The following is a 23,967-nucleotide window of genomic DNA, read 5'->3' as shown; positions in this document are numbered from 1 at the left end:
CACGGGGCTCTGTGCACGGCCTGGGCGGACCTGCGGTCAGGAGGCGCGCGAGGCCCGCCGGGTCACGAGGTGCACCACGACGCCGACCGCGAGCAGGATCGCCGCGTACAGCCACACCTCGGGGTCCTGCTGCGTGAGCAGGAGCACGCATGACGCGACTCCGAGCACCGGGATCGCCGTCCAGACGCGGAAGTGGTCGTGCTCGACGCGGTCGCGGCGCAGCACCAGCACCGCGACGTTCGTGCTGATGAAGACGAGCAGGAGGAGCAGCACCACGGTCTCGGCGAGCGTCGCCAGGTCGCCGACCAGCGTCAGCAGCGCCGCGGCGAGCGTCGTCACGGCGATCGCGACCCACGGCGTCCGGCGCTTCGGCAGCACGCGGCCGAGCACGGCGGGCAGGAGCCCCTCCTTCGCCATGCCGTAGGTGACCCGGCTGGCCATGATCATCGTGAGCAGGGCGCCGTTCGCGACGGCGACCAGCGCGATCAGGCTGAACAGCCACGCGGGTACGCCGACTCCGGACGCGGTCACGACGTCGAGCAGCGGCGCGGAGGAGTCGGCCAGCTCGTCGGACGGCAGAGCGATCGAGCTCGCGAGACCGACCAGGAGGTAGACGCCGCCGGCGGTCAGCAGCGCACCGAAGAGCGCGCGCGGGTAGACGCGGCTCGGGTCGCGCACCTCCTCGGCGACGTTGGCCGAGGTCTCGAACCCGACGAACGAGTAGTACGCGATGATCGCCGCGCCGAGGACCGCGAGCGCCGGCGCCTGCTCGGAGCTGAGCTCGACGGTCCGGCCGAGGTCGCCGCCGCCGCCCGCCACGAGCAGCGCGACGCAGGCGATCACGATCAGGAGGCCGCCGACCTCGATGATCGTCATCACCGTGTTGCTGAGCAGCGACTCCGCCACCCCGCGGGCGTTGAGCAGCGCGACCAGCACGAGGAAGACGATCGCGGTCGGCACCGGCGGCACGTCGAGGAAGGTGCCGAGGTAGTCGCCGGCGAAGGCGAGCGAGAGGCCGGCGGCGCTGGTGACTCCCGCCGCGAGCATCGCGAAGCCCACGAGGAACGAGACCAGCGGACGGCGGAAGGCTCGCTGCGCGAAGACGGCCGCGCCTCCCGCATTCGGGTACTTGGTGACCAGCTCGGCGTACGAGCCGGCGGTCAGCAGCGCGAGGCCGAGCGAGAGGAGCAACGGCATCCACACGGCGCCGCCCACCTCGGCCGAGAGCGTGCCCATGAGGGCGTAGATCCCCGCGCCGAGCACGTCGCCGAGGATGAAGAAGTAGAGGAGCGGCCCGGTGATGCGTCGCTTGAGCGAGGGCTGCTCGCCGCTCGCCGCGGGGGTCGTCGTCGTCGCGCGGTCCATGGGCGTCCTCTCCTCGTCGCGCAGGAGTCACGCGACCGGCAACGATAGGCAGCGGCTCCGCTCACCGGGCAGACGGTTGACCGGGCGGCGGCGGGAGCGCTACGGAGCGCTCAGTCGAAGACGATGTGGCCGCCTCCGCGCTGCCACGCCATCTCGGCGCCGAGCTCCTCGGCCTCCTCGCGGGAGTCGCCGTGGTGGGTCAGCGGGACGGCGGCCTCGGCGACGCGGTTGTGCCAGCCGTGCTCGTCCGAGTAGGTCTCGATCGGTGCGATGTGCGGGGTGGTCATCGGGGTGGGGCTTCTCTCGGTAGGGGAGCTTCCAGAGAACGCCGGACGGCGCCGGGCCTCCAGAGGGTTGACGATCGGCGCGCGGCCTGCGCTCGCCGCCCTCCCGATCAGCGGCGCCGCAGCGTCGCGAGAGCCAGCACACCCAGCACAGCCAGCCCCAGGCACACCGCGAACACCGTGCGCACTCCCTCCGAGTACCCCTCCGCCCCCGGCGACACCGCGGACGCCTGCGCGACGAGCAGCCCGAACACCGAGAGGCAGATCACCGTGGCGAGGCTGCGGCCGAAGAGCAGGACCGAGGAGCCGACCTCGAGGTCGCCGGGCGCGAGGAGTCCCTGACCGGTGGCGATGATCTGCTGCGTCACCGCCCCCACTCCGGCGCCGGCGAGGAGGCTGCCGAGCACGACGACCACGAGCGGCGTCTCGAGTCCGATCGTCGCCAGCAGCAGGTAGCCCGCGGCGATCGCGAGCATCCCGGCGACCAGGAGCGGCTTGTCGCGCCCGGTGCGCGAGACGAAGCGCCCCGCCCCGAGCGATGCCGCGAAGGTCGCTGCCGAGATGGGGAGCAGGAGCAGTCCGGCCGCTCCCGCGCTCATCCCCCGCACGTCCTGCAGGTACACCGCCAGGTAGACCGAGGTGCCGAACGCCCCGACCCCCGCGACGACGGAGCCGAGGAGCACCCGCGCGTAGGCGGCGTCGCGGAAGAGGCGCAGCGGCAGCAGCGGGGCCTCGGCCGTGCGCTCGACCACGACCACCGCGGCGGCGAGCGCCACGACGGCCGAGGCCGCGACGATCGACGGCACCGACAGCAGGCCTCCGGGCAGGAGCATCGTCACCCAGATCATCGTCAGCAGCGCCGTGGCGGCGATCAGCAGGGTGCCCGCCAGGTCGTAGGCCCCGCGCACCGTCGCCGGGGGCGGGCTGCGCGGCACGAAGCGCCGGACCATCGCGAGAGCGATCAGCGCGAGCGGCGCGGTCGAGAAGAACGTCCACCGCCAGCCGCCGAGGTCGACGATCACGCCGCCGAGAGCGGGCGCGATGACCGCCGCGACCGACATCACCGCTCCTATCGCCCCGAAGAACCGCGGGCGCTCGGCGGGAGTGGTGATCTGCGTGACGATGAGCTGGACCAGAGTCACGATGCCGCCGGCGCCGGCGCCGATCAGGACGCGGCAGCCGATGATGAGCCACGGCTCCGAGGCGAGGCCTGCGCCGACCGACCCGGCGAAGTAGAGCACCAGCGACAGCGAGAGCAGGCTCTTCGAGTCGAAGCGGTCGCGGAGGCGACCCCAGACCGGCGTCGTCACCGCGAGGGCGAGGAGCGAGGTCATCACGATCCAGGTGTGGTCGGTCGGCGTCCCGTCGAGATCGCGGATGATCTGCGGGAGACCGGTCAGCACCATGGTGTTCGAGGCCATCGCGAAGAACAGGGACAGCAGCAGGGCCGCCATCGAGGTCCTGCGGGCGGAGGGCGGGATCACGTCGGCGAGCGCCGGCGCGCTCATCGCCCCTTCACGTTCTCGCGCATGGTCGCGCCCGTGTACTCGGACTTGTAGAGTCCGCGACGCTGAAGCACCGGCACCACTTCGTCGACGAAGCGCTCGATGCCCCCGGGCACGCCCGAGCGCGGTGCGATCATGAAGCCGCCGTTGCGCCCGCTGGCGTTCCACTGCTCCTCGAACATGTCGGCGAGCCGCTCCGGGGTGCCCACGTACTCGGCCCCTTCGACCAGCCACTGCAGCGCGTACTCGCGGATGGTGGTCGTCGGGGTCGTCGCCTCCATCGCCATGTCCAGGTAGCCCCAGTTGGGCGCGGCGCCGGCCGCACGCACGGCGGCGATGGTCTCGTGCACGTACGCGTCCGGCTCCATCGGCCAGCCGTCGAGGCCCCACCACTGGCTCAGGAACACGTGCGGCATGCCGGGCGGGAACGACTCGCGGTAGAGCCGGGCGTTCTCGTTCGCCTCCGCCGCACCGGAGACGACGTCGAAGGACCCCGCCCAGACGACGCCCAGATCGCGGGGCGACCGGCCCGCCTCCGCCAGCTTCGCGTCGAGGCGTGCCCGGTGCGCGGCCTTGCCCGCGACTCCGCGGCCGCCCGCGAACTGCAGCTCGGCGAACTGCGCAGCGAGGCGCATCCCCGACTCCGACTGACCCGCCATGACCTGCATCGGCCGGCCCTGGGGAGACGGAGCGGTGGGCAGCGGGCCCATCACCTTGAAGAACTCGCCCTCGTGGTCGATGCGGTGCACCTTCGACGGGTCGGCGACCTGACCGGTCTCGCGGTTCCAGACCATCGCATCGGACTCGACCGAGGCGAACAGCTTCGCCAGCACCTGCTGGAACTCGGTGGCCCGCTGATACCGCCACTCGTGGTCGGGTGTGGTGTCGTAACCGTAGTTCTGCGCCTCCTGCGGGAACCCGCTGACGACGGCGTTGAAGGCGACCCGCCCGCGCGTGACGTGGTCGAGGCTCGCCATCATCCGCGCCGTGTGGAAGGGGTGGTTGTACGTCATCGACATCGTCGTGACGAAGCCGAGGTCGGTGGTGACGGCCGACATCGCCGAGACCATCGGGATCGGGTCGTGCCGGGGCCACGCGACTCCGAGCTCGATCGTCGGGTCCATCGACCCGTTGACCATCGGGGTGCCTGCGACGTCGGCGAAGAACGCGCCGTCGAACCGTCCGCGCTCGAGGATCTTCGCGATGTCGAAGTAGATGCCCGGATCGCCGTACATCCCGTAGCCCTGCCACGAGTCGGGGTAGCGCCACTTGGCGTTGGTGTGGATGAGCGAGATGTCGCAGATGAGGTGGATCTGGTCGGCAGCGTCGGGGGTCTGGTCAGCGGTGTCCACTGGTCCTCCAGGAGTCGTCGATGAGGCGCCTGACGGCGCGGGGAAGGGAGGAGGAGCTCAGGGCCGCCGGCCCCGCAGGACCAGTCGCGACGCGAGCTTCACGGCGAGGTCGAAGACCACTCCGAAGAGGGCGAGCAGCGTGATCACTCCGAACAGCCCCGCCATGTCGAACCGCGAGGTATACATCTGCACGAGGGTGCCCAGCCCGACGCTCGTGCCCGAGCCGAGCAGCTCGGCGAGCACTGCGCCCGTCAGGCAGAGCACGAAGCTCGCCTCGAACGCCGCGAAGAGGTAGGGCAGCGAGCGGTAGAGACGGAGGTGGCGGAACCGCTGCCAGCGGGTCGCGTGCGACACCCGCATCAGCTCCTCCTCCTCGCTCGAGGTGCTGCGGAGCCCGCTGTACATGTTGATCATCACTGGGAAGAAGGTGAAGGTCGCGATGAGGATGACCTTCGACCAGATCCCGAAGCCGAACCAGACGATGAACAGCGGTGTGAGCGCCACCTTCGGCACGGCCTGGAACGCGACGATGTAGGGGTTCAGGAGACGGTAGAGCACGTCGAACTCCGCGAGCAGCGCCGCGAGCACGATGCCGACTCCGGCCCCGAGGGCGAAGCCGAAGATCGCCTCCTGGAAGGTGACCCAGATCGCCGACCAGATGACCGGCGACTGGATCTGCGACACGAGGACCTCGAGCACGGGCAGCGGAGCCGGCACGATCAGGGGATCGATCGCGAACACCACGACGGCGGCCTGCCAGAGCAGGAGACCGACCAGGATGTACGCGAGGACCACCCCGACGCGCCTCGCGGCTCCGGTGACGGCGCCCAGGCGAGGAGCGCGGAGGGACTGGGCGGCGAGACGGACGGTGCTCGTCCCGAGTGCGTTGTCGGACACGCGCGGCTCCTAGTGGGTGATCTGCCGGCGGAGCTCTGCCGCCAGGTGCGCGAACTCGGGGAGCTCACGGGTCTGCTCGCCGCGGGGTCGCGGCAGGTCGATGGGGAGGTCGGCGACGACACGACCCGGGCGCGGGGACATCACGAGCACGCGGTCCGAGAGGTAGACGGCCTCGGAGATGTCGTGCGTGATGAAGAAGACCGTCGCGCGCGATTCGGCCCAGATCGCGAGCAGCTCGTCGTGCATGTGCTCGCGGGTGAGGGCGTCGAGAGCGCCGAACGGCTCGTCCATCAGGATGACGTCGGGCCGGTTGACGAGGGACCGCGCGATGGCGACGCGCTGCCGCATACCGCCCGAGAGCTCGCTCGGGTACTTGTCGCCGACGGCCGAGAGCTTCACCATCCCGAGCAGCTCGTCGACCCGGGAGTCGACGGCCGCCCGGTCGCGCCTCCGCCGGCCCATCCTGGCGGGGAGTCCGATGTTCTGGGCGACGGTGTACCAGTCCAGCAGCGACGGGGTCTGGAACGCGATCCCGACCCGCGTGCTGGGCCCGCTGACCGCCTCGTCCCCGATGGCGACGGTGCCGCCGGTCGGCGTGACGAGACCGGCGATGATCCGCAGCAGGGTCGACTTGCCGCATCCGGAGGGCCCGAGCACCGAGACGAACTGCCCGGCGGGGATCTCGATGTCGGTGTCCTCGACGGCGTGGATCACGGAGCCGTTGCGGGTGCGGAAGTCCATCGAGACGTCGCGGAGGTGGATCGAGCCCGCGGTGGTCGGAGCGAGGATCGTCATCACTGCTCCGCGATCGCGTCGTGGTCGAAGTCGTTGGCCGCGTCGATGTGGTCGCTCGAGAAGAAGTCGCTCACGGTGACGTCGGAGTCGGCGGGCAGGAGCCCACCCTCGGTGAAGAACTCGACCGCGTTCTCCCAGCGCTCGGGGGTCTGGACGCCCCAGGTGTAGTCGGCCTCCCTGTCGTCGATGCCCATCGGGCCGGTGGTCGCCGCGAGGATCGCGAGGTCCTTCGTCATCGCCTCCTCCTCGTCGGCCCCGGGCAGCGGGGCTCGCTCGGGGTACGCGTCCCAGAACAGGCGGACGGCGCTCTCCGGGTACTGCTTGAGGTACACGGCCGACTTCGCCAGCGCCCGCGAGACGCTCTCGACGAGCTCCGGCTGGTCGGTGACGACGTCGTCGCGGGTCATCAGCCCGATTCCGTCGAGGTCGGCCGTCCACTCGGTGCCCTCGAGGATGCGGAGGTCGGAGCCGGCGAGCTCCCACGAGGCGTAGATGCCGGGCCAGTACAGCACCGCGTCGACTTCGCCGGACTCGAGAGCCTGCATCGGCGTGGATCCGTAGCCGGTCGTGATCAGGGTGACGTCGTCGAGGCCGAGCCCGAATGCGCCGAGAGTGCGGTTCATGTAGGCGTCGTAGTAGCCGCCGACCTCGGACACTCCGATGGTCTTGCCCGCGAGGTCCTCGGCGCTGTCGAGTTCGGAGTCCGCCGAGACCGCGAGACTGATGTTGAGGTCGGGGATCAGGTTGTAGACGATCTTCCCGCCCATGGCGGCGCCGCCTCCCGAGAGCAGGGCCTCGGACGGCGCCGACATCGAGAAGTCGACCTGGCCGTTGAGCAGCGACTGGAGCCCGCCGTCGGCCGCGGCGTCGATGGTCATGTCGACGCACTCGTCGGCGAAGTAGCCGAGCTCGTTCGCGAGGATGCCGTAGGGGATGTACGACACGTCGAGGTCGCCGGTGCCGATGAGGAGGTGGGCGGGAGTGGTCGTCTCGCAGTCGGCCGAGGCGGCCGGGCCTGCGGAGGCTCCTCCGCTGCACGCGGTGAGGGCCAGCAGGGCCGTCAGGCCGACCACCGCCGTCGCTGCGTGCACGGCGGCACGCGGGCGGATCTTCGTGGGGTTCGGCACAGCAGGTTCCTCTCTCGGGGGCGCAGGCCGCTGAGAGCGGCGCGCCGGTGGGGGTGAGAGAAACCGTACGGAGGTAGCGATCGCGGCGGGTTACGCGGCAGTTGCGGCGGAGTTACGCCGGTCGGGTGGGCGCCGACTCTGCTGTCCGCGCCGCTCTGCGCCCGGTTACGCCTGCGTGTGCAGGAGCTCCCCGCCGCTCACAGCGGCGCTGAGCGAGGCCTTGCGGCTGTCGAGGTAGGTGATGTGGAACTCCGCGGGCGCGTGCTGCGCATCGAAGTACACGGTCTCGCGGACGAGCAGAGGGTGGCCGATGTCGACGCCGAGCACCCGCGCGGTCCGGTCGTCGGCCCCTGTGGCGTCGATCACGACGCGGATGTCTCCGGGCGCCTCGGCGTGGATCCGCCGGTACCAGCTGACATCGGCGGATCCGAGGACCGGGCGGTCGTGCTCGAGCGCCTCCGCCCTCTGGTGCCCGTACCTCGAGAAGATGCCGACGACGACTCCGTCGATCTCGACGAGGAACTCGGACATGTGGACCGTCGGGTTGCGGCCGCCGAGCCGCCGCGCCAGGTAGGGGTTCGTGGTGACCTCGCGCGACTCGACGAGGCGCAGTTCGCCGCTCAGCCCGAGCGACGGGCCGACGCACTCGAACACGGGGAAGGCGAGGATCGGGGCGATGACGACCGTGCCGCGGCCGGGCACCCGCGTGACGAGCCCGTCGACGTCGAGCTGCTGCAGCGCGAGACGCACCGCGTTCCGGGACGTCGCGAACTCGCGGCCGAGGCGCCCCTCGTCGAGCCGACTGTCGGCGGGGAGGTCGCCGTTGCGGATCGCTGCGCGCAGCAGCGTGTAGACCCGTCGCGGGGACGTCTGCGGGAGCGAGCCCTCCGCGGGGCGGGCGCGGCGCATCGCGAGGTAAGCGGCCCGGCGCTGGTCGAGGACCGCGGCGGGGCTGGCGGTGTCGGTGTCCCCCGAGATGGGCTGAGTGGGCATGCGTCAATGAACCCACACCTGCGGTTTCCGCGGTGTTTCGCCGGCGTCACGACTCCGAGTCGCCCCGCGGTTCCTGTCCCGGCGGTACCTCCGGCTCGCAGAAACACGTTCGGCTCGCGGAATCCGGGGGATTCGACGAGCCGAACGTCGTCTCACGAGCCGGAGGTCACTCCGGGGAGACGCAGGTCAGGAGATCGCGGCGCGCAGGGCCTTGGCGGCCTCGCCCACGTCGGGGGCTCCGTAGATGGCGCCGCCGGCGACGGCGACCTGGGCGCCCGAGCGCTGGACGGCCTCGATGGTCGCGGTGCTCACTCCGCCGGCCACCGAGAACGGCACTCCGGAGGACTCGCCGTCGCTGAGCAGGGAGTCGAGCGTGTAGCCGTCCTCGGCCTGCTCGTCGAGACCGGCGTGCATCTCGACGAACTCGGCGCCGAGGGCGACGACCTGCTGGGCACGGGCCGCCTTGTCGGGGACCCCGATGAGGTCGACGACGACGCCCTTGCCGTGCTTCTTCGCCGCGGTGACGGCTCCGGTGATGGTGCTGTCGCCCGCGACGCCGAGGACGGTGACGAGGTCGGCTCCGGCCTTGAAGGCCATGTCGGCCTCGAGCTCGCCGGCGTCCATGGTCTTGAGGTCGGCGAAGACGATCTTGTCGGGGTGCGCCTTCTTGATCGCGGTGATGGCCGAGAGGCCCTCGCTCTTGATGAGCGGGGTGCCGAGCTCGAGGATGTCGACGTGCGGGGCGGCCGCGGCGGCGAGCTCGAGGGCGGCGTCGGTGCTGAGGGTGTCCATGGCGAACTGGAGCTTCATGGGGTTCTGCTTCCTGTAGTGGGGGTGGGAGTCATTCGAGGTTGGAGTGTCGCGGCCAGAGCTCGTCGGCACTCGCGCCGCCGCGCTTCCAGAGCGCGTGGAAGAGCGCGTCGCCCGTGAGCACCACGACCTGCTCGAAGAGCCCGCCGGAGTACTGCGCCGAGGCGGCTCCCGAGCGGTCGAGCTTGTCGGCGGCGGGCACGACGATCACGGCGGAGGCGAGCCCCGCCAGAGGCGAGTCGCGCGCGGTGGTCAGCGCGGCCACACGGGCACCGGCGTCGACCGCCGACTGCGCGGCGCGGACGATGCCGCCGGTGGTCCCCGATCCGCTCGCGGTCAGCAGCACGTCGCCCGGGCCGATCGCCGGAGTCGTCGCGTCGCCGACCACGTGCACGCGCAACCCCAGGTGCATCAGCCGCATCGCGGTCATCTGCAGGGCGAGTCCGGAGCGGCCCGCACCGTGGACGAAGACGCGCTCGGCGTCGCCCAGCAGCGCCGCGACCTGCTCGAGGCCCTCGAGCGCACCGGCGGCCGCGGTGACCTCGGCGACGATCGCGGCGAGCGCGCGGGCCGGATCGGTGGTGGGGTCAGCGGTCGGATCGGCGGGGGTCGCGGTGTCGGGCATCTCCTCAGCGTGCGCCTCCCTCGCCGGCGAGGCCGCCCCCTGACCGAGCAGGAGTGCCTACCCGAACGGGTGGTTCTGCGGCCCGCGGGTAGGAGGGGCGGGTAGGTTCGGACCATGACGTCGACCCCCGCCTCCCGCTCGGTGCTGCTCGAGCACGCCCGCCTCGTCGCCGAGCAGGCCGACCGCCACGCCGTCGCTCTCGAGTCGGTGCTCGCGGCCCTGCGCGCGCCGCGGCTCGACGACCGGACCGCCCGCGCGGAGGCGGTGGAGATCGCGACGAACGCCCTGGTCGAGCTGCGCACCGCGACCGACGAGCAGCGCAGCGCGATGCTCGAGCCCGTCGTGGGAGCCTTCGCGCGACTCCGCAGCGACCTGCGCCCGCTGGTGCGCTTCGGCGACCTCGACGTGCAGTTCGTCGAGCCGCCCGCGACCGGGCGGGCGCTGCCCGGCGAGGTGGCCCACGCGGCGCGGGCGATCGTGCGCAGCGCCGTGCTCGCCTCGGTCGAGTCGGAGGAGACCCGCCGCGTGCGCATCCAGTGGGACTGCGACGGTCTCAACCTGCTGATCGAGATCCGCGACGACGGCCGCGGCGAGCTCACCGCCCGCGACGAGGCGCTGCGCCCGATCGCCGAGCGGGTGAGCGGGCTCGACGGCGAGCTCGAGATCACGTCGACGGCCGGCTGGGGCTCGACGCTGTCGATCCGCCTCCCCCTCGACCCGCCCGCTCAGCCCGACGGCCTCGACGTGGTCGAGCTGAGCGCGCGCGAACGCGAGGTGCTGCACCTGATCACCCTGGGCGCCTCCAACCACCGCATCGCCGACGAGCTCGGGATCAGCGAGAACACGGCGAAGTTCCACGTCTCGAACCTGCTGCGCAAGGCGGGCGCGCGCAACCGGGCCGAGCTGGCGGCGCTGGCGCGCTGAGGTGGATTTCTGGTCGTTCGCGCTTTGTCAACGCCGTGTCGAGTGCTGCCGGGGGACGCCTACGGTGAGGTCCGCGGTCGATCTCGTCGACCGGATGCTGCTCGCCGACCCCACAGCTCGCCCGACGATCGCCGCGGTGCACGCGACGCTGATGGGCGTGCGGCCGCCCGGCGAGACCGCTCCTGCGCCCTCGAGCGGACTGCGCGGGACGCTCGTCGGTCGAGCGCGGACGGAGGCGCCCGCGGCGGCGGCCTCGGCCGGGAGGCTCGTCGGGAAGCTCCTCGGCAGGCTCACCGACAGGCGCCGACCGTGAGCGTCTGGCGGTGCCGCGTCTGCGAGGGCGTCAACCAGGGCGGGCGCGTCTGCGCGACCTGCGGCGCCGAGGTGCCCGTCGGGGAGCCGCTGCGCGCGGCCGTCCGCACCCGGCTGCCGAGCACGACTCCGCCGGCCGTGCCACCGCTGCCGACGCGGCGCGAGCTCTACGGCTACCCGACCCCGGAGGAGTACGCCGAGCTCGACCCGTACGAGAGCGACGAGCCCGAGAGCGGGTACTCGTTCGTTCCGCTGCCGGGCGGGTGCCTGATGACCTTCGCGCCCGGCAGAGGTCGCGGGCTGTAGCGACCGGCGGCCATCGCCGCCCACGTCACGAGAACTCGTCGACCGGAGTCGTGCGGCTGACGCCCATCCGGAACCAGGCGGCGAGAGCCGGGGTGCGGCGGTAGCGGACGAAGTCGCGATCGAGGTCGGCGGCGCTGCGGTAGCCGGCGTGGCGGGCGATGTCCTCGAGCGCGCCGGGGCGGTGCGGCGTCCTCGCCATGAGGATGCTCGCGAGCTCGAGTCGGCGCGATGCGAGATGCTCCTCGAGGGGCAGCGCGTAGAAGCGGCGGAAGCGCAGGCGCAGCACGAGGGCGGAGACACGCAGCTCGCGGCTGAGGCCGGCGATCGTGAAGCGGCGATCGAGGTAGCGCTCGTTGACCAGGGCCGCGGTGGCGATCGCGAGCACGTCGTGCCGACGGCTCGACGGCCCCGAACGGGTGAAGAGCGCGCCGGCCACGCGGGCGTCGAACGCGACGAGGGTGCTGCGGAGGGGAGCCATGCCTGAGAGACAGGGGCGCCGCTCCGCTGTGACGCGGTTGCGCGAAACGCGGGCGCGTGGGCGCGAGCCGGAGGGGCGTCTGCGCCGTGCTGCTGCGCGAGACCCGGAGCCTCGCCGGACGCCCCGGGAAGGCCGGGTCGGGATGCCGATCTGCTGAGGCCGGTGGCCACTGGGGTGACAGGCCGGCTCGGCCGCTGGAGGCGCGAGGGCGCGTCAGAAGGGCGGTGGTGCGTCGTCGAATCGCGGGGTGGGACGAGGATCGGGTGGTCGGCCGGGGAGGGCGGTCGGTCGTGTGGTGACGCGGCGTCCGGGTCGAACGCCCCACGACACGCCATCACGCTCCGACACCCCCGACGCGAGCGCCAGCTCCGCCCGGATCGAGCGCTCCACCAGACCACGGACATCGAACCGGACGACTCGACCCCGAGAGAGCCCTGCGGAGGACTACGACCTCCGTGCCGGCCTCCGCCACGCCTGGGCGCACCTCCGGCTCGCGAAACACTGTTCGGCTCGCAGGATCCGCCCGGTTTGACGAGCCGAACGTGATTCGACGAGCCGGAGGTGGGGCCGGTCGAGCCGAGAGAAGAGACGACGGAGCGGGGGCGCCCTCCGGCACCCCCGCTCCGTCGCTTCCGCTGCGCAGAACCCTCTACTCGAGGGCGAACAGCGTGTACTGCTCCGCGTTCCCGGCGTTGATGACGATGCAGTCGATCGACTGCTTCTCGTCCTCGCCGGTCTCGCCGTTCTGGATGTACGCGTCGGCCTGCTGCACCGCGAGCTGCGAGATCAGCACGGCCGGCTGCAGTCCCGTCGCGACGAGCTTGCCCGCCTTGATCGCCTCGACCGCGTCGGGGCTGCCGTCGAAGCCGACGATCTTGATCTGGTCGAGCAGACCCGCGGCCTCGACCGCGGCGACGGCACCGAGGGCCATCGTGTCGTTGCCGGCGATGATGCCCTGCACGTTCGGGTCGCGCTGGAGCAGGGTCTCGACCTTCGAGAAGGCCTCGTCCTGGCTCCAGTTCGCGGTCTCCTTGGCGGTCTGGACGAGCGCGGGGTACTGCGAGACGACGCTCGCGAAGGCCTCGGAGCGGACGCCGGCGTTGGTGTCCGACTCCTTGCCGGTCAGCTCGATGTAGTTGCCGCCCTCGGGCAGCGCCGCCACGAACTCCTCGGCGACCGCGGCCGCGCCCTGGGCGTTGTTCGCCACGATCTGCGACTTGGCGATGCCGGTCGCGTTGATCTCGCGGTCGACCAGGAACACCGCGACTCCGGCGTCCTCGGCCTTCTGGATGGGACCGATGGAGGCGTCGGCGCCCGCATTGTCGAGGATGATCGCCTTCGCGTTCTGGCTGATCGCGGAGTCGATGAGCTCGCTCTGGCGGTTGGGGTCGTCGTCGTGCGACGCCACGGAGGTCTCGTAGCCGAGCTTCTCCGCCTCTGCCTGGGCGGCATCGGCCTCGGCCTTGAAGAACGGGTTCTCGAGGGGAGGCGTGATGATGGCGATGAGGCCGCCCGCCTCCCCTCCACTGGACTCGCTCGCCGCGCTGCTCGACGTGTCGGAGGCTCCTCCGCCCGAGGAGCAGCCGACGAGCGTCAGGGCGGCGACCGCCACGGTCGCGGTGGCGAGGAAGATCTTGCGTCGCATCATGTGTCCGGTACCTTTCGTTTCTCTTGCCTGACCGACGCCGTTGCCGGTCAGGACCTGCCGGCGGGCGACTGGGCGCCGCTCGCCTCTGATTCGTGGGCCGTCGTCGCGGTCGACTCCGGAGGGGAGGCCTTCGACGACGCGAGCGCCGCGTTCTTGTTGCGCGAGACCTTCTGCTGGGTCTGGTCGAGCATGACCGCCAGGATGATGACGGCGCCCTTGATCGCGATCTGCCAGAAGGTCGAGACGCCGACGATGACGAGGCCGTCGCTGAGGAACCCGATCACGAAGGCGCCGAGGAGCACTCCGCGCACGTTGCCCCGGCCGCCGGTCAGCGCGGCTCCGCCGATGACGACCGCCGCGATCGCGTTGAGCTCGAAGCTCTCGCCCGTCTGCGGGGCGGCCGCGGTCAACTCGGACGAGATGATCAGCCCGGCCGTCGCGGCGCACACGCCGCTGATGACGTAGACGCTCATCTTGACCCGCTTGGTCGGCACTCCGGCGAGCTCGGCAGCCCGCTCGTTGCCTCCGGTGGCGTAGACCCAGCGGCCGAACGGAGTCTTGCGCAGCACGATCAGGGCGATCACCGCGAAGACGATCATGATCCAGATCGCCATCGGGATGCCGAGGATCCGGCCGCCGCCGATCAGGTTGAAGCCGGTGTTGCCGAGGGCCTCCTCGCCCTGGAGTCGCGGGTACGTCGATCCGTTCGAGATCAGGAGCGCCGCGCCCCGGGCGATGTAGAGCATGCCGAGGGTCGCGATGAACGGAGCGACGTTGAAGCGGGTCACGAGCAGCCCGTTGACGAGGCCGACGAGCGAGCCGACGAGCAGCGAGCAGAGGACGACGACCCAGACCGCCGGGTACAGGACCACGTCGAGGCTGTCGATCCGCAGACCCTGGAGCAGGACGCCGGCCACGACTCCCGAGAGGCCCACGGTCGAGCCGACCGAGAGGTCGATCCCGCCCTTGAGGATCACGAACAGCATGCCGAGGGCGAGGATCGCGTTCATCGCCACGTGCCGGGTCATGGTGATCAGGTTCGGGAGGGTCAGATAGGCGTCCGAGATCAGCGAGAAGATGATGATCAGGACGATCAGGGCGATGAACGCCCGGCCCTCGAGCAGCAGGGCGCCGAGGTCGAACTCGCGCTTCGGAGCCGTCGTGGTGCTGGTCATCGCTGTGCCGCCTCTTCGTCGGGGTCGTGGTGGGTCTCGCCGCTCGCGACCATGACGTCGTCGCGCTGGGCGGTACGGGGGTCGAACTCGCGCACGATGCGGCCCTTCGACATGACGACGATGCGGTTGGCGGCGCCGAGCGCCTCGCCGATCTCGCTCGTCGCGAAGAGCACGCCCAGGCCGCGCCGCGCCTCCCGCGCCATCAGCGCGAAGATCTCGGCCTTGGCGCCGACGTCGATGCCGCGGGTCGGCTCGTCGAGCAGCAGCACGTCGGGCTGCGTCATCAGCACCTTGCCGATGACGACCTTCTGCTGGTTGCCTCCGGAGAGCGAGGTGATCGAGGCCTTCGGACCCGCGGTCTTCACACGGACGTCGCGGACACCGGCCTCGACCGACGCCTTCTCGGGTCCGCGGCGGAGGAAGCCGCCGCGCACGAAGTCGAGCAGCGAGGCGAGCGACAGGTTCTCGCCCACCGACATGGTCTGCACCAGCCCGTCGCGCTGCCGATCCTCGGGGACCAGCGCGAGACCGCGCCCGATCCGCCCGCGCACATCGAGCCCCTTCACGGAGACGCCCTTGAGCCGGACGTCTCCGGTGCGGATCGCGAGACGGCCGGCGACGGCCTCGAGCAGCTCGGTGCGACCGGCGCCCATCAGGCCGTAGAGGCAGACGATCTCGCCCGCGCGCACCGTGAGGTCGAGCCGGTCGACGCTCAGGCGGCGAGGGTTCGACGGGTCGGCGACGCTGACTCCGTCGATCTCGAGGACGGGCTCGCCGAACGTCTCGAGCAGGTCGGGGTCGAGGTCGTCGGCACTGCGGCCGACCATGTTCGAGATCACCCAGTTGATGTCGATCTCGTCACGGTCGCCCCGGGCGACGAGGTCGCCGTCGCGGAACACGACCGCGTGATCCGCGATCTCGAGGGCCTCCTCGAGGTGGTGCGAGATGTAGACGATCGCGACACCGCGGGAGGTGAGGTCGTGGATCACGTCGAAGAGCACCTCCACCTCACTGCCGCTCAGGGCGGAGGTCGGCTCGTCCATGATGAGGACTCGCGCGTCGCCCGCCAGGGCGCGCGCGATCTCGACGAGCTGCTGCTGCCCGAGCCTCAGGTCGGCGACCAGCGTCTTGGGGTCGAGCGGCTCCTGGAGGCGCTCGAGCAGCTCTGCGGTCACGGTCGACTGCCTGCGCCGGTCGATGATCAGGCCCCCGCGGGCGATCTCGCGGCCCATGAAGATGTTGTCCTGGATGCTGAGATTCGGCGCGAGGCTCAGCTCCTGGTGGATGATCGCGATGCCCTGCTCGACCGCGTCGACCGTGTTGCGCAGCTGCAGAGGCCGCCCGTCGAGCTCGAGCGTGCCCGACGTGGGGGTCTCGACTCCGCTCAGGATCTTCATCAGCGTCGACTTGCCGGCGCCGTTCTCGCCGAACAGGACGGTCACCGACCCGCTGCGGATCTCGAAGTCGACCCCCTTGAGGGCTCGCGTGGCGCCGTAGGTCTTGGTGATGCCGACCGCGCGCATGACGACGGTGCCGACCTGGGGCTGCGACCCGGTCATCCGACGACCTCGATCGAGACGGGGACGATCGAGACGAGGTTCGGGTTCACCCGGAGGAAGGCCCCGGTGACCTCGATCGTCTGACCCGCGGCCGCCGCGGCATCGAAGTCGGCGAGGACGTCCGAGCGAACGAGGTCGTTCAGCTGGGTCGAGACGTTCTGGTACTCGAGCTGGTTGGTGAACTCGTTGAACGAGATCTCGCCCGTGACGTCGCGGAGCGCCGTGCCGTTCAGCGCCGGCCCGACCTGCACCTGCACGGTCGTCTCGGCGGGGACGCCCTCGACGGTCACCGGGAGGATCGGCGGCGTCGCCGCTCCCGCGACCGCGGTGAAGGTGACCGGGAACGCGTAGGCGCTGCTGGCGCCGGACGTGTTGCCGAAGTCGGCCTCGTCCGCGCCGCCGGCGAGCTGAGTGAGCAGCTCGGGGAGCGGGACGGCCTCCTCCTCGACCTGGGCGACGATGTCGTCGAACCGGTCGGCGGCGTAGGCGGCCGGATCGAGCTGGCCCTGGGTCTCGGCCGCGTCGGCGTCGGACGTGCTGACGACCTTGACGTTGAACGCCGCCCCCACGAGGACGACGAGCGCCAGCGCGGCGATGACCATCCAGGGTCGCAGGGATCGTCGGGAGGATCGGGACATCGTTGTCGCTCCAAAGCGGTGTTCGGCGGTGAACGGGCGGCGGATGCTCGGCCCCCGATCCGGGGCACCGGCGGGGTCCTGTCGCTCGTCACGGTGCCACGCGCCGCGGTAGCGTGTCAACCGGTTCGCCAATTCGCGACCGTTCAGCCGCTCGATGACGAGAAGGACGACCGATGACCGCTCTCCCGCCCCCCGCCCGATCCGCCGGAGCGCGGCGATGCTGAAGGGCATCGACCCCCTCCTCCCGGGCGCGCTGCTGCACCTCCTCGACGACATGGGCCACGGCGACCAGCTGCTGCTCGTCGACCGCAACTTCCCCGCCGTGGCGACCGGCCGGCCGGTGGTGCGCCTGGGCGAGGCGACGATGAGCCGCGCGATGGGCGCCGTGCTCAGCGTGTTCCCGCTCGACGTCTTCGTGCCGACGCCGCTCGAGCGGATGGAGGTGGACGGGGATCCGTCGCGGACGACTCCGGAGCAGGACGCCGTGCTCGAGCTGGCGCGGGCGTCGCATCCCGAGCCGCTGCAGTGGGGCGTGATCCCCCGACTCGAGTTCTACGCCCGGGCCAGGGCGGCGTTCGCGGTGGTGCACGTGCTCGATCCGGCGCCCTGGGGCTGCTTCGTGCTGCAGAAGGGGGTCGTGTTCCCGGAGGGGAGCTGAGGCGGGTCGCGTCAGCCCCGCGCGGGCGGCGGCGCCGAGCTCTCGCGCACGACGAGCTCGGGGCGCTCGGTCGAGAAGATCGCGCCGGTCTCGCCGTCCATCGCCCGCAGCAGCAGGCGGAAGCCGCGGCGACCGAGGCCCGCGAAGTCCTGGCGCACGGTCGTCAGGCCGGGCGTCCACATGCGCGCGAGCGGGTGGTCGTCGAAGCCGACGACGCTGATGTCCTCGGGGACCCGCCTGCCCGCCTCCGTGATGCCCTTGATCACGCCCATCGCGATCTCGTCGTTGCCGCAGAAGACCGCGGTGACGCTCGGGTCCTCGACCAGGAGGTGCGCGAGGCGGCGTCCCGACTCGGGCTCCGTCGCAGGACGAGCCTCCAGTGGACGCGGAGTGGGGTGAGCGCGCGCTCGAGAGACCCGTTCTCGTCCATTCGCGAGTAAGGCAGAGCGCGAGTGGGCGCGGAACGGGGTGCGCGCCAGCGCCAGGGGCCGGTCCGCGTCCGACGGTGTCGTGCCTCCGGACCGCGAGGCAGAGCCCCGAAGGCGCGTAGTTCTACTGGCGGGAGGAGTGCGGGCAGGGCGGCGGACGGCTCGCCATCCCCGCGAGCGCAGTGCGACCCGGGCTGTGTCACCGAGAACGTGACGGTCGGCGCCCCCGAAAGGGTCCTATGCGCCTCCTGTGAAAGGCACCATGCTGAGCTGCCCTCCCCCGATAGGCGCGGAACGTCCCGCGATCGGATTCTGCAGGTGCAGCACCGCCACCCGATCCGTCGCACGCTCCCTGGAGTCCCGCCATGCCGCTGTACCGCCCTGCCCGCTCGCGGGTCCTCGCCCTCGCCACAGCCCTCGCGGTCGGCTTCGGCCTCCTCGTCGCCCCGGCGGCCGCCGCCGTCGCGGCCGAGCCCGTCTCGACGACCGCCGGCGAGTGGCACACCGACGAGCCCGCCGCTCGCCAGGCCGCACCCGAGGCGGCGCCCCAGGGCCTCGCCGCTGTCGCGCCTCCGGCGAACGACCTGCGCGAGAACGCGACGGTCGTCACGAGCCTGCCGTTCTCCACATACGGCGTTCCTTACGAGGGGGCGACCCTCTCGGTGGGCGAGGACTCGACGTGCCGGACGACTGACCCGGACAACACCGAGTACTTCACCGAGGGGTACAGCTCGATCTGGTTCAAGTACGTCTCGACCAAGCGTCAGACTCTGACTTTCAGCGGATCTTCGTCAGGCGGACCGTCACTCGTCAGTGCTTTCGGCGAGGGCCCGGTCACGGATGCGACGCGCATCAGCTGCACAGAGGTCGGCTTCCGCGCTCAGAACTTCGTTCAGGCCGAAGCGGGCCGCACCTACTACTTCCAGGTGAGCTCGGAGTACTACTCGTCGAGCGAACAGCCCGGCGATGCAGAGTTCTACCTCTCCGGCAGCGCCGCGGTCCCCAACACGACCTACTCGTCGGCGTCGGTCGTCTCTACGCTGCCTGCGACCATCCAAGGATCGACTGCCAAAGTCGACAGCAACTGGTACCGGCCTTACGACGGCTGCGACTACAACGCCTTCATGGGCTCCGTCTGGTACAAGTACCGCGCGCCGTCGAACGGAAGCGTGAAGGCCGACCTCGGCGAGAGCTTCTCACCCGTCAACGTCGGTATCTATGACTCCGACGGCGTGACTCCAGGGTCTCTGCTCGAGTGCCCGGAGCAGTGGACGGACTCCAGCGCCCCCTACTCCTTCGAGCGGGCGAACACGAGTTTCGCCGTCCAGGCAGGCAAGACCTACTTCATCCAAGTCTCCAATTACGGGTTCTACGAGGGTGACTTCGTCCTGAAGCTCACGAATGTCGGCACCCTCACCGCTCCGACCCCGACGGTCACAGGTTCCGGTACGGTCGGCGACACGCTGACCGCGGTTCCCGGCACCTGGGGTCCGCAACCCGTCACGCTCGACTACCAGTGGCTCCGCGGCGGAAACCCGATCAGCGGCGCGACGGAGCCGCAGTACGTCGTCGATCCCTACGACCTCGGCAACGGCGCCATCAGCGTGCAGGTCACCGGCACGAAGGCCGGCTACGCCAAGGCGACGCGCACCAGCGCGGCCGTCACCGTCACCGCCGCCTCGCTCACCAACTCCGTCCCGACCGTCACCGGCTCCTCCGCCGTCGGCGGCACCCTCACGGCGAACCCCGGCAACTGGGGCCCGGCGCCCGTCAGCCTCGCCTACCAGTGGAAGCGCAACGGCACCGCGATCGCCGGCGCGACCTCGAACACGTACGTCGTCGCCTCCGCCGACGCGGGCACCTCGCTCACCGTCAGCGTCACCGGCACCAAGACCGGCTACACACCGGCCACCCGCACCAGCTCCGCCGTCCAGGTCGGGCTGCCGCTGCAGACGCTGATGCCGACGCCCACCATCTCGGGGGCGACGACCGTCGGATCGACGCTGACGGCGAATCCCGGCACGTGGGATGCGGGCGTGACGCTGACCTACCAGTGGAAGAAGAACGGCGGCACGTACATCTCCGGCGCGACCGCGAAGACGTACGTCCTGAAGGCGGCCGACGCCGGAGCGACGCTCACCGTCAGCGTCACCGGCACCAAGCCCGGCTACTCGCCCGCCACCAAGACCAGCGCGACGACCGCGGCCGTCACGAGCACTGCCGTCATCACCGGCCCGACGCCGACGATCACCGGGACCGCGACGGTCGGCCAGAAGCTGACCGCCGTGCCCGGCACCTGGACCCCCGCCCCCGTGACGCTCGCGTACCAGTGGAAGCGCGGAGGCGTCGCGATCAGCGGAGCCACCGCCTCCACCTACACGCTGGCCACGGCCGACGCCGGCGCCGCGATCACCGTGAGCGTCACGGGCACCAAGACCGGGTACACCGCGGTCACGAAGACGAGCGCTGCGACGACCGTCAAGGCCGCGCTGCAGACCCTCATGCCCACGCCGACCATCACCGGCACGCTCAAGGTCGGCTCCACCCTCACCGCGAATGCGGGCACCTGGGACGCGGGAACCACGCTCAGCTACCAGTGGAAGAAGAACAACGGCGTCTACATCTCGGGCGCCACGTCGAAGACCTACGTCCTCAAGGGCTCCGACGCCGGCGCGACCCTGACGGTCTCGGTCACCTCGACCAAGCCCGGCTACTCCCCCGCCACCAAGACCAGCGCCACCACCGCGGCCGTCGCCCAGGGCACGCTCGTCGGAGCGACGCCCACGATCTCCGGCACGGCCAGGGTCGGACAGGTCCTCACCGCCACGCCCGGCACGTGGACGCCCGCGCCGGTCACGCTGACCTACCAGTGGTTCCGCGGCACCACGGCGATCTCGGGCGCGACCGCGTCGACCTACAAGCTCGTCACCGCCGACAAGGCGGCGTCGATCACCGTCAAGGTGACCGGCACGAAGACGGGCTACACGACGCTCGTCAAGGCCAGCGCAGCGGTCAAGCCGAGCTAGATCCGCAGTGGGTGCGGCCACCGGTCGCACCCACTGCTCCGGCACGTCCCGTGGCGAGGTGTCGGGCGTGCTGACGGCGGAGGCGGCCACGGCCGAGTCGCGCCGAGGACGCACTGCGTGACCGCTCGCCGGCGGCGGGCCGGGCGGTGCCTCTTCGCGCGAGTCGACGCGGAGCGGGCCGTGGGTGAGGGCGAGGGGCCGTTTCGAGCCCACTCGACGGGACTGCGAAGCGCCAGTGGACGGGTGAGGGGGCGCACGCGAGCTCTAGGGCCCCGTTCGTGGCGAGTCGCAGGTGTCGACTCGCTGTCGGATCGACCACCGCGGGCTCGCGGAACCACGTTCGGCTCGCAGAATCACGTTCGGCTCGCGGAATCCAGTGGTTCTGACGAGCCGAACGTGTTCTCGCGAGCCGAACGCGGCTCCGGCCGCACTCACGGCGAGACCATGCCGCCGTTCACGTTCAGGGTCTCGCCGATCACGTAGCTCGACTCGGCGGAGGCGAGGAACACGTAGGCGGGGGCCTGCTCGGCGGGCTGCGCGGCGCGGCCCATCGGGGCCTCGCTCGAGCCGAAGTCGGGCAGGGACTCGGGGTCGACTCCGCCGGTGACCTGCAGCACGGTCCAGGTCGGGCCCGGAGCGACGACGTTCACGCGGATGCCCTTCGCGGCCAGCTGCTGCGCCATGCCCTTCGAGAGGTTGTTGATCGCGCCCTTGGTCATCGCGTAGTCGAGGCGGTCGGGGGCGGGCGTGTGCGCCTCCGCCGACGCCGTGTTGATGATCGTGGACCCCGCGGGCAGGTGCGGGAGGGCGGCGCGGATGATGCGGAACGGCGCGAACACGTTGACCGCGAAGGTCGTCTCGAACTGCTCGTCGGTGAGCTCGAGCATGTCGTCCTGCCAGATCTGCTTGCCGGCGATGTTGACGACGGCGTCGAGTCCGCCGAGGCCCTCGACGGCCTGCGCGACGAGGTCGGAGCAGTACTGCGCGTCGGTGAGGTCGCCGGGGATCGGGATCGCGGTGCGGCCCGCCGCCCGGATGAGCTCGACGACGTGCTGCGCGTCGGCCTCCTCGTCGGGGAGGTAGGAGAGGGCGATGTCGGCGCCCTCTCGCGCGAAGGCGATGGCGACCGCGGCGCCGATGCCGGAGTCGGCGCCCGTGATCAGAGCACGTCGGCCGGCGAGGCGCCCGGTGCCGCGGTAGCTGTGCTCGCCGAGGTCGGGGACGGGGGTCATCCGCGACTGGAGGCCGGGCTCGGGCTGCTGCTGGACGGGCGGGGTGACGTTCGGGTACTGCGTCGCGGGGTTCGTGAACGTGTACTGATCGGGCGCGGGCTGGTCGGGCGCTGTCTGGTCGGGCACGGGCTGGTCGGGCATGGGCTGGTCGGGCGCTGTCTGGTCGGGCACGGGCTGGTCGGGCATGGGTCCTCCGTCGTGCGGCTGCTGCCGCTCGACTCCAGCGAACGCCTCCCGCGCGGGTCCCGTCACCCGGTTCCTCGACGGTGGCGGAGGTGCTAGCGAGTGGCGGGAGTGAACAGTCGGGGTCGGCCGCGGTCCCGCTCGACGGGAGGCGCCCGTTCGCGGCGCGGGCGTGCGAGGCTTGATGGTCGCTTCCCGCACCCCTTCCTCAGGACACTGTGAACACCCCTCAGAACACCGCCTCGCCGACCGCCACCAACACTCCTCCGTTCCCCTGGATCGGCCTGCTCACCCTGGCCGGCGCCATCTTCGTCTCGGTCACGAGCGAGTTCCTGCCGACCGGGCTGATCCCCGACATGTCGCGCGATCTCGGGGTCAGCATCTCGCTGACCGGCCAGCTCGTGACGATCTTCGCGGCGACCGTCGTGGTCGCGACGACTCCGCTGACGCTCGTGACGCAGCGCTTCTCGCGGAAGGGCCTCGTGCTGGTCGCGCTGTGCACCATCGCGGTGGCCAACGTGCTCGCCGCCCTCGCGCCCACGTTCGAGCTGCTCGTCGGCGCGCGCATCGTCGGCGGACTCGCGCACGGCCTGTTCTGGTCGATGGTCGCCGCCTACTCCGCCCACCTCGTCTCGCCCGAGCAGCTGGGCCGCGCGACCGCGATCACGGCGGGTGGAGGCTCCGCCGCGTTCGTCCTGGGCGTTCCGGTCGGAACGGCGCTCGGTCACGCGTTCGGCTGGCGGCCGACCTTCGCGATCCTCGGCGGGATCGTGCTCGTCCTCGCGCTGGTCGTGGTGAAGTTCCTGCCCGCGGTCGACCACCGCGTGCCGGTGAGGACCGGGGAGATCCGGCTGCCTGCGCGCAAGGACCGCACGCTGCCGCGCATCCTCGGCGTGTGCCTGGTGATCCTCCTGGTGCTGATCGGCCAGAACACGCTCTCGACCTACATCACGCCGTGGCTCGAGAACGCGTCGTTCTCGCCCGACAGCATCCCGCTGGTGCTGTTCGCCTTCGGAGGCGCGGGGGCCGTCGGCCTCGTGCTCGCCGGCTTCGCGACCGACCGTCTCCCCCGCTCGGGCTTCATCATCGCCGCGATCGGTGTGCTGCTCGCGCTGGCGGGGCTGGCCGCCGCCGCCTCGTCCGGAGCGGCGGCCGCGGTGGTCGCCGCCGCCGTGATCTGGAACATCGCGTTCGGCGGGATCCCGGTGATGCTGCAGACGCGCATGCTGCGGACGTCGTCGTTCCAGCTGCGGAGTCTGGCGGCGGCGCTGCAGACGACGGCGTTCAACATCGGCATCGGCGGCGGCGCGATCGTCGGCGGTGTGGCGATCGACGCGGCGGGGCTCGAGGTGCTGCCGTGGGTGGCCATCGTGCTCGTGGCGGTCGGGCTCGTGGTGAGCCTCGTCATCGAGGCGCGGGCGCGGCGGGAGCCGGCAGCGGCTTAGCGGCTGCGGCGCAGGGGGCGGTGCTCGCTCGGCGCGGGTGGCGCGTTGCGGGGCAGCCTCGGCGCGGCCCGGCCCGCTGGGCACCTCCGGCTCGCGGAATGACGTTCGGCTCGCAGGAAAGGCCGGATCCTGCGAGCCGAACTCGATCCTGCGAGCCGGAGGTCTCGCCCGGGCAGGCGCGATCCGCGGAAGCACAGGCGCA

Annotated in this window: 23 protein-coding genes; 6 read left to right on the top strand and 17 right to left on the bottom strand. The window is 71.4% G+C overall.

The features are described from left to right. Nucleotides 1-36: 36 nt before the first annotated feature. The 10 genes from GRS92_RS08905 to hxlB all read right to left on the bottom strand — a co-directional run bounded on the left by GRS92_RS08905 (nucleotide 37) and on the right by hxlB (nucleotide 9,753). Nucleotides 37-1,365, bottom strand: coding sequence for an APC family permease (locus GRS92_RS08905; RefSeq protein ID WP_159855363.1), 1,329 nt, complete (start codon nucleotides 1,363-1,365; stop codon nucleotides 37-39). A gap of 110 nt (nucleotides 1,366-1,475) precedes the next feature. Next, the gene (locus tag GRS92_RS08900) at nucleotides 1,476-1,652 is read right to left on the bottom strand and encodes a hypothetical protein (protein WP_159855361.1); all 177 of its coding nucleotides are present in this window, start codon (nucleotides 1,650-1,652) and stop codon (nucleotides 1,476-1,478) included. A 107-nt stretch (nucleotides 1,653-1,759) separates the two neighbouring features. Continuing rightward, entirely contained in the window at nucleotides 1,760-3,157 is a 1,398-nt protein-coding gene (locus GRS92_RS08895; protein WP_159855359.1) for an MFS transporter, read from the bottom strand. Further along, a complete protein-coding gene (locus tag GRS92_RS08890) occupies nucleotides 3,154-4,506 on the bottom strand; it encodes an NtaA/DmoA family FMN-dependent monooxygenase (RefSeq protein ID WP_159855357.1) in 1,353 nt (450 codons plus the stop codon). The genes GRS92_RS08895 and GRS92_RS08890 overlap by 4 nt, the downstream gene beginning before the upstream one ends. 57 nt (nucleotides 4,507-4,563) lie before the next feature. After that, complete coding sequence (locus GRS92_RS08885; protein WP_159855355.1) at nucleotides 4,564-5,403, bottom strand: ABC transporter permease; 840 nt, start codon at nucleotides 5,401-5,403, stop codon at nucleotides 4,564-4,566. Between the two features lie 9 nt (nucleotides 5,404-5,412). Beyond that, on the bottom strand, nucleotides 5,413-6,198 hold the full coding sequence (locus GRS92_RS08880; RefSeq protein ID WP_159855353.1) for an ABC transporter ATP-binding protein: 786 nt from the start codon (nucleotides 6,196-6,198) through the stop codon (nucleotides 5,413-5,415). Then, nucleotides 6,198-7,325 carry an ABC transporter substrate-binding protein gene (locus tag GRS92_RS08875; protein WP_159855350.1) on the bottom strand — a complete coding sequence of 376 codons (1,128 nt, stop codon included), beginning with the start codon at nucleotides 7,323-7,325 and terminating at the stop codon, nucleotides 6,198-6,200. Before GRS92_RS08875 ends, GRS92_RS08880 begins: the two co-directional genes overlap by 1 nt. A gap of 165 nt (nucleotides 7,326-7,490) precedes the next feature. Next, nucleotides 7,491-8,318: a GntR family transcriptional regulator gene (locus tag GRS92_RS08870; protein ID WP_159855348.1), complete on the bottom strand. Its 828-nt coding sequence runs from the start codon at nucleotides 8,316-8,318 to the stop codon at nucleotides 7,491-7,493. Between the two features lie 186 nt (nucleotides 8,319-8,504). After that, nucleotides 8,505-9,128, bottom strand: coding sequence for a 3-hexulose-6-phosphate synthase (gene hxlA / locus GRS92_RS08865; protein WP_159855346.1), 624 nt, complete (start codon nucleotides 9,126-9,128; stop codon nucleotides 8,505-8,507). Between the two features lie 31 nt (nucleotides 9,129-9,159). After that, the gene (gene hxlB, locus GRS92_RS08860; protein WP_159855344.1) at nucleotides 9,160-9,753 is read right to left on the bottom strand and encodes a 6-phospho-3-hexuloisomerase; all 594 of its coding nucleotides are present in this window, start codon (nucleotides 9,751-9,753) and stop codon (nucleotides 9,160-9,162) included. 114 nt (nucleotides 9,754-9,867) lie between these two features. On the opposite strand from hxlB, the gene GRS92_RS08855 reads away from it, so the two are divergent. The 3 genes from GRS92_RS08855 to GRS92_RS08845 all read left to right on the top strand — a co-directional run bounded on the left by GRS92_RS08855 (nucleotide 9,868) and on the right by GRS92_RS08845 (nucleotide 11,295). Beyond that, nucleotides 9,868-10,677: a LuxR C-terminal-related transcriptional regulator gene (locus GRS92_RS08855; RefSeq protein ID WP_159855342.1), complete on the top strand. Its 810-nt coding sequence runs from the start codon at nucleotides 9,868-9,870 to the stop codon at nucleotides 10,675-10,677. Between the two features lie 64 nt (nucleotides 10,678-10,741). Further along, a complete protein-coding gene (locus tag GRS92_RS08850) occupies nucleotides 10,742-10,990 on the top strand; it encodes a hypothetical protein (RefSeq protein WP_159855340.1) in 249 nt (82 codons plus the stop codon). Beyond that, a complete protein-coding gene (locus GRS92_RS08845; RefSeq protein WP_159855338.1) occupies nucleotides 10,987-11,295 on the top strand; it encodes a hypothetical protein in 309 nt (102 codons plus the stop codon). Before GRS92_RS08850 ends, GRS92_RS08845 begins: the two co-directional genes overlap by 4 nt. A 25-nt stretch (nucleotides 11,296-11,320) precedes the next feature. On the opposite strand, the gene GRS92_RS08840 is transcribed toward GRS92_RS08845, so the two are convergent. The 5 genes from GRS92_RS08840 to GRS92_RS08820 all read right to left on the bottom strand — a co-directional run bounded on the left by GRS92_RS08840 (nucleotide 11,321) and on the right by GRS92_RS08820 (nucleotide 16,793). Further along, the gene (locus GRS92_RS08840; RefSeq protein WP_159855336.1) at nucleotides 11,321-11,773 is read right to left on the bottom strand and encodes a hypothetical protein; all 453 of its coding nucleotides are present in this window, start codon (nucleotides 11,771-11,773) and stop codon (nucleotides 11,321-11,323) included. Between the two features lie 649 nt (nucleotides 11,774-12,422). Then, entirely contained in the window at nucleotides 12,423-13,421 is a 999-nt protein-coding gene (locus GRS92_RS08835) for a D-ribose ABC transporter substrate-binding protein (RefSeq protein WP_159855334.1), read from the bottom strand. A gap of 47 nt (nucleotides 13,422-13,468) precedes the next feature. Further along, nucleotides 13,469-14,596 (bottom strand): ABC transporter permease, encoded by a 1,128-nt coding sequence (locus GRS92_RS08830; RefSeq protein WP_159855332.1) that lies wholly within the window; start codon nucleotides 14,594-14,596, stop codon nucleotides 13,469-13,471. Continuing rightward, entirely contained in the window at nucleotides 14,593-16,155 is a 1,563-nt protein-coding gene (locus GRS92_RS08825; protein WP_159855330.1) for a sugar ABC transporter ATP-binding protein, read from the bottom strand. Before GRS92_RS08825 ends, GRS92_RS08830 begins: the two co-directional genes overlap by 4 nt. Further along, on the bottom strand, nucleotides 16,152-16,793 hold the full coding sequence (locus GRS92_RS08820; RefSeq protein WP_159855328.1) for a DUF2291 family protein: 642 nt from the start codon (nucleotides 16,791-16,793) through the stop codon (nucleotides 16,152-16,154). Before GRS92_RS08820 ends, GRS92_RS08825 begins: the two co-directional genes overlap by 4 nt. Nucleotides 16,794-17,010: 217 nt before the next feature. Here GRS92_RS08820 and GRS92_RS08815 point away from each other — a divergent pair, with 217 nt between their 5' ends. After that, entirely contained in the window at nucleotides 17,011-17,451 is a 441-nt protein-coding gene (locus tag GRS92_RS08815; RefSeq protein ID WP_159855326.1) for an RbsD/FucU family protein, read from the top strand. An 11-nt stretch (nucleotides 17,452-17,462) separates the two neighbouring features. Here GRS92_RS08815 and GRS92_RS19020 read toward each other — a convergent pair whose 3' ends face one another. Next, nucleotides 17,463-17,930, bottom strand: coding sequence for a substrate-binding domain-containing protein (locus GRS92_RS19020; protein ID WP_268817141.1), 468 nt, complete (start codon nucleotides 17,928-17,930; stop codon nucleotides 17,463-17,465). Between the two features lie 314 nt (nucleotides 17,931-18,244). Between GRS92_RS19020 and GRS92_RS08805 the strand changes: the two genes are divergently transcribed. Continuing rightward, nucleotides 18,245-20,905, top strand: a complete 2,661-nt coding sequence (locus GRS92_RS08805) for a hypothetical protein (protein WP_159855324.1) — start codon at nucleotides 18,245-18,247, stop codon at nucleotides 20,903-20,905. 431 nt (nucleotides 20,906-21,336) lie between these two features. Here the strand turns inward: GRS92_RS08805 and GRS92_RS08800 are convergent, their stop codons facing one another. Next, complete coding sequence (locus GRS92_RS08800; RefSeq protein WP_159855601.1) at nucleotides 21,337-22,278, bottom strand: SDR family oxidoreductase; 942 nt, start codon at nucleotides 22,276-22,278, stop codon at nucleotides 21,337-21,339. Nucleotides 22,279-22,538: 260 nt separating this feature from the next. Between GRS92_RS08800 and GRS92_RS08795 the strand changes: the two genes are divergently transcribed. Beyond that, on the top strand, nucleotides 22,539-23,765 hold the full coding sequence (locus tag GRS92_RS08795; protein ID WP_159855322.1) for an MFS transporter: 1,227 nt from the start codon (nucleotides 22,539-22,541) through the stop codon (nucleotides 23,763-23,765). Nucleotides 23,766-23,967: the final 202 nt, after the last annotated feature.

Source organism: Rathayibacter sp. VKM Ac-2754, from assembly GCF_009807095.1.
Taxonomy (GTDB): domain Bacteria; phylum Actinomycetota; class Actinomycetes; order Actinomycetales; family Microbacteriaceae; genus Rathayibacter.
This window is presented reverse-complemented; position numbering and strand designations above follow the sequence as displayed.

Coding starts and splice junctions, on each gene's coding strand:
- GRS92_RS08905 (WP_159855363.1), bottom strand. CDS start 1,365: ATGGACCGCGCGACGACGACGACCCCCGCGGCGAGCGGCGAGCAGCCC.
- GRS92_RS08900 (WP_159855361.1), bottom strand. CDS start 1,652: ATGACCACCCCGCACATCGCACCGATCGAGACCTACTCGGACGAGCAC.
- GRS92_RS08895 (WP_159855359.1), bottom strand. CDS start 3,157: ATGAGCGCGCCGGCGCTCGCCGACGTGATCCCGCCCTCCGCCCGCAGG.
- GRS92_RS08880 (WP_159855353.1), bottom strand. CDS start 6,198: ATGACGATCCTCGCTCCGACCACCGCGGGCTCGATCCACCTCCGCGAC.
- GRS92_RS08870 (WP_159855348.1), bottom strand. CDS start 8,318: ATGCCCACTCAGCCCATCTCGGGGGACACCGACACCGCCAGCCCCGCC.
- hxlA (WP_159855346.1), bottom strand. CDS start 9,128: ATGAAGCTCCAGTTCGCCATGGACACCCTCAGCACCGACGCCGCCCTC.
- hxlB (WP_159855344.1), bottom strand. CDS start 9,753: ATGCCCGACACCGCGACCCCCGCCGATCCGACCGCTGACCCCACCACC.
- GRS92_RS08855 (WP_159855342.1), top strand. CDS start 9,868: ATGACGTCGACCCCCGCCTCCCGCTCGGTGCTGCTCGAGCACGCCCGC.
- GRS92_RS08840 (WP_159855336.1), bottom strand. CDS start 11,773: ATGGCTCCCCTCCGCAGCACCCTCGTCGCGTTCGACGCCCGCGTGGCC.
- GRS92_RS08835 (WP_159855334.1), bottom strand. CDS start 13,421: ATGATGCGACGCAAGATCTTCCTCGCCACCGCGACCGTGGCGGTCGCC.
- GRS92_RS08830 (WP_159855332.1), bottom strand. CDS start 14,596: ATGACCAGCACCACGACGGCTCCGAAGCGCGAGTTCGACCTCGGCGCC.
- GRS92_RS08825 (WP_159855330.1), bottom strand. CDS start 16,155: ATGACCGGGTCGCAGCCCCAGGTCGGCACCGTCGTCATGCGCGCGGTC.
- GRS92_RS08820 (WP_159855328.1), bottom strand. CDS start 16,793: ATGTCCCGATCCTCCCGACGATCCCTGCGACCCTGGATGGTCATCGCC.
- GRS92_RS08815 (WP_159855326.1), top strand. CDS start 17,011: ATGCTGAAGGGCATCGACCCCCTCCTCCCGGGCGCGCTGCTGCACCTC.
- GRS92_RS08805 (WP_159855324.1), top strand. CDS start 18,245: ATGCCGCTGTACCGCCCTGCCCGCTCGCGGGTCCTCGCCCTCGCCACA.
- GRS92_RS08800 (WP_159855601.1), bottom strand. CDS start 22,278: ATGCCCGACCAGCCCGTGCCCGACCAGACAGCGCCCGACCAGCCCGCG.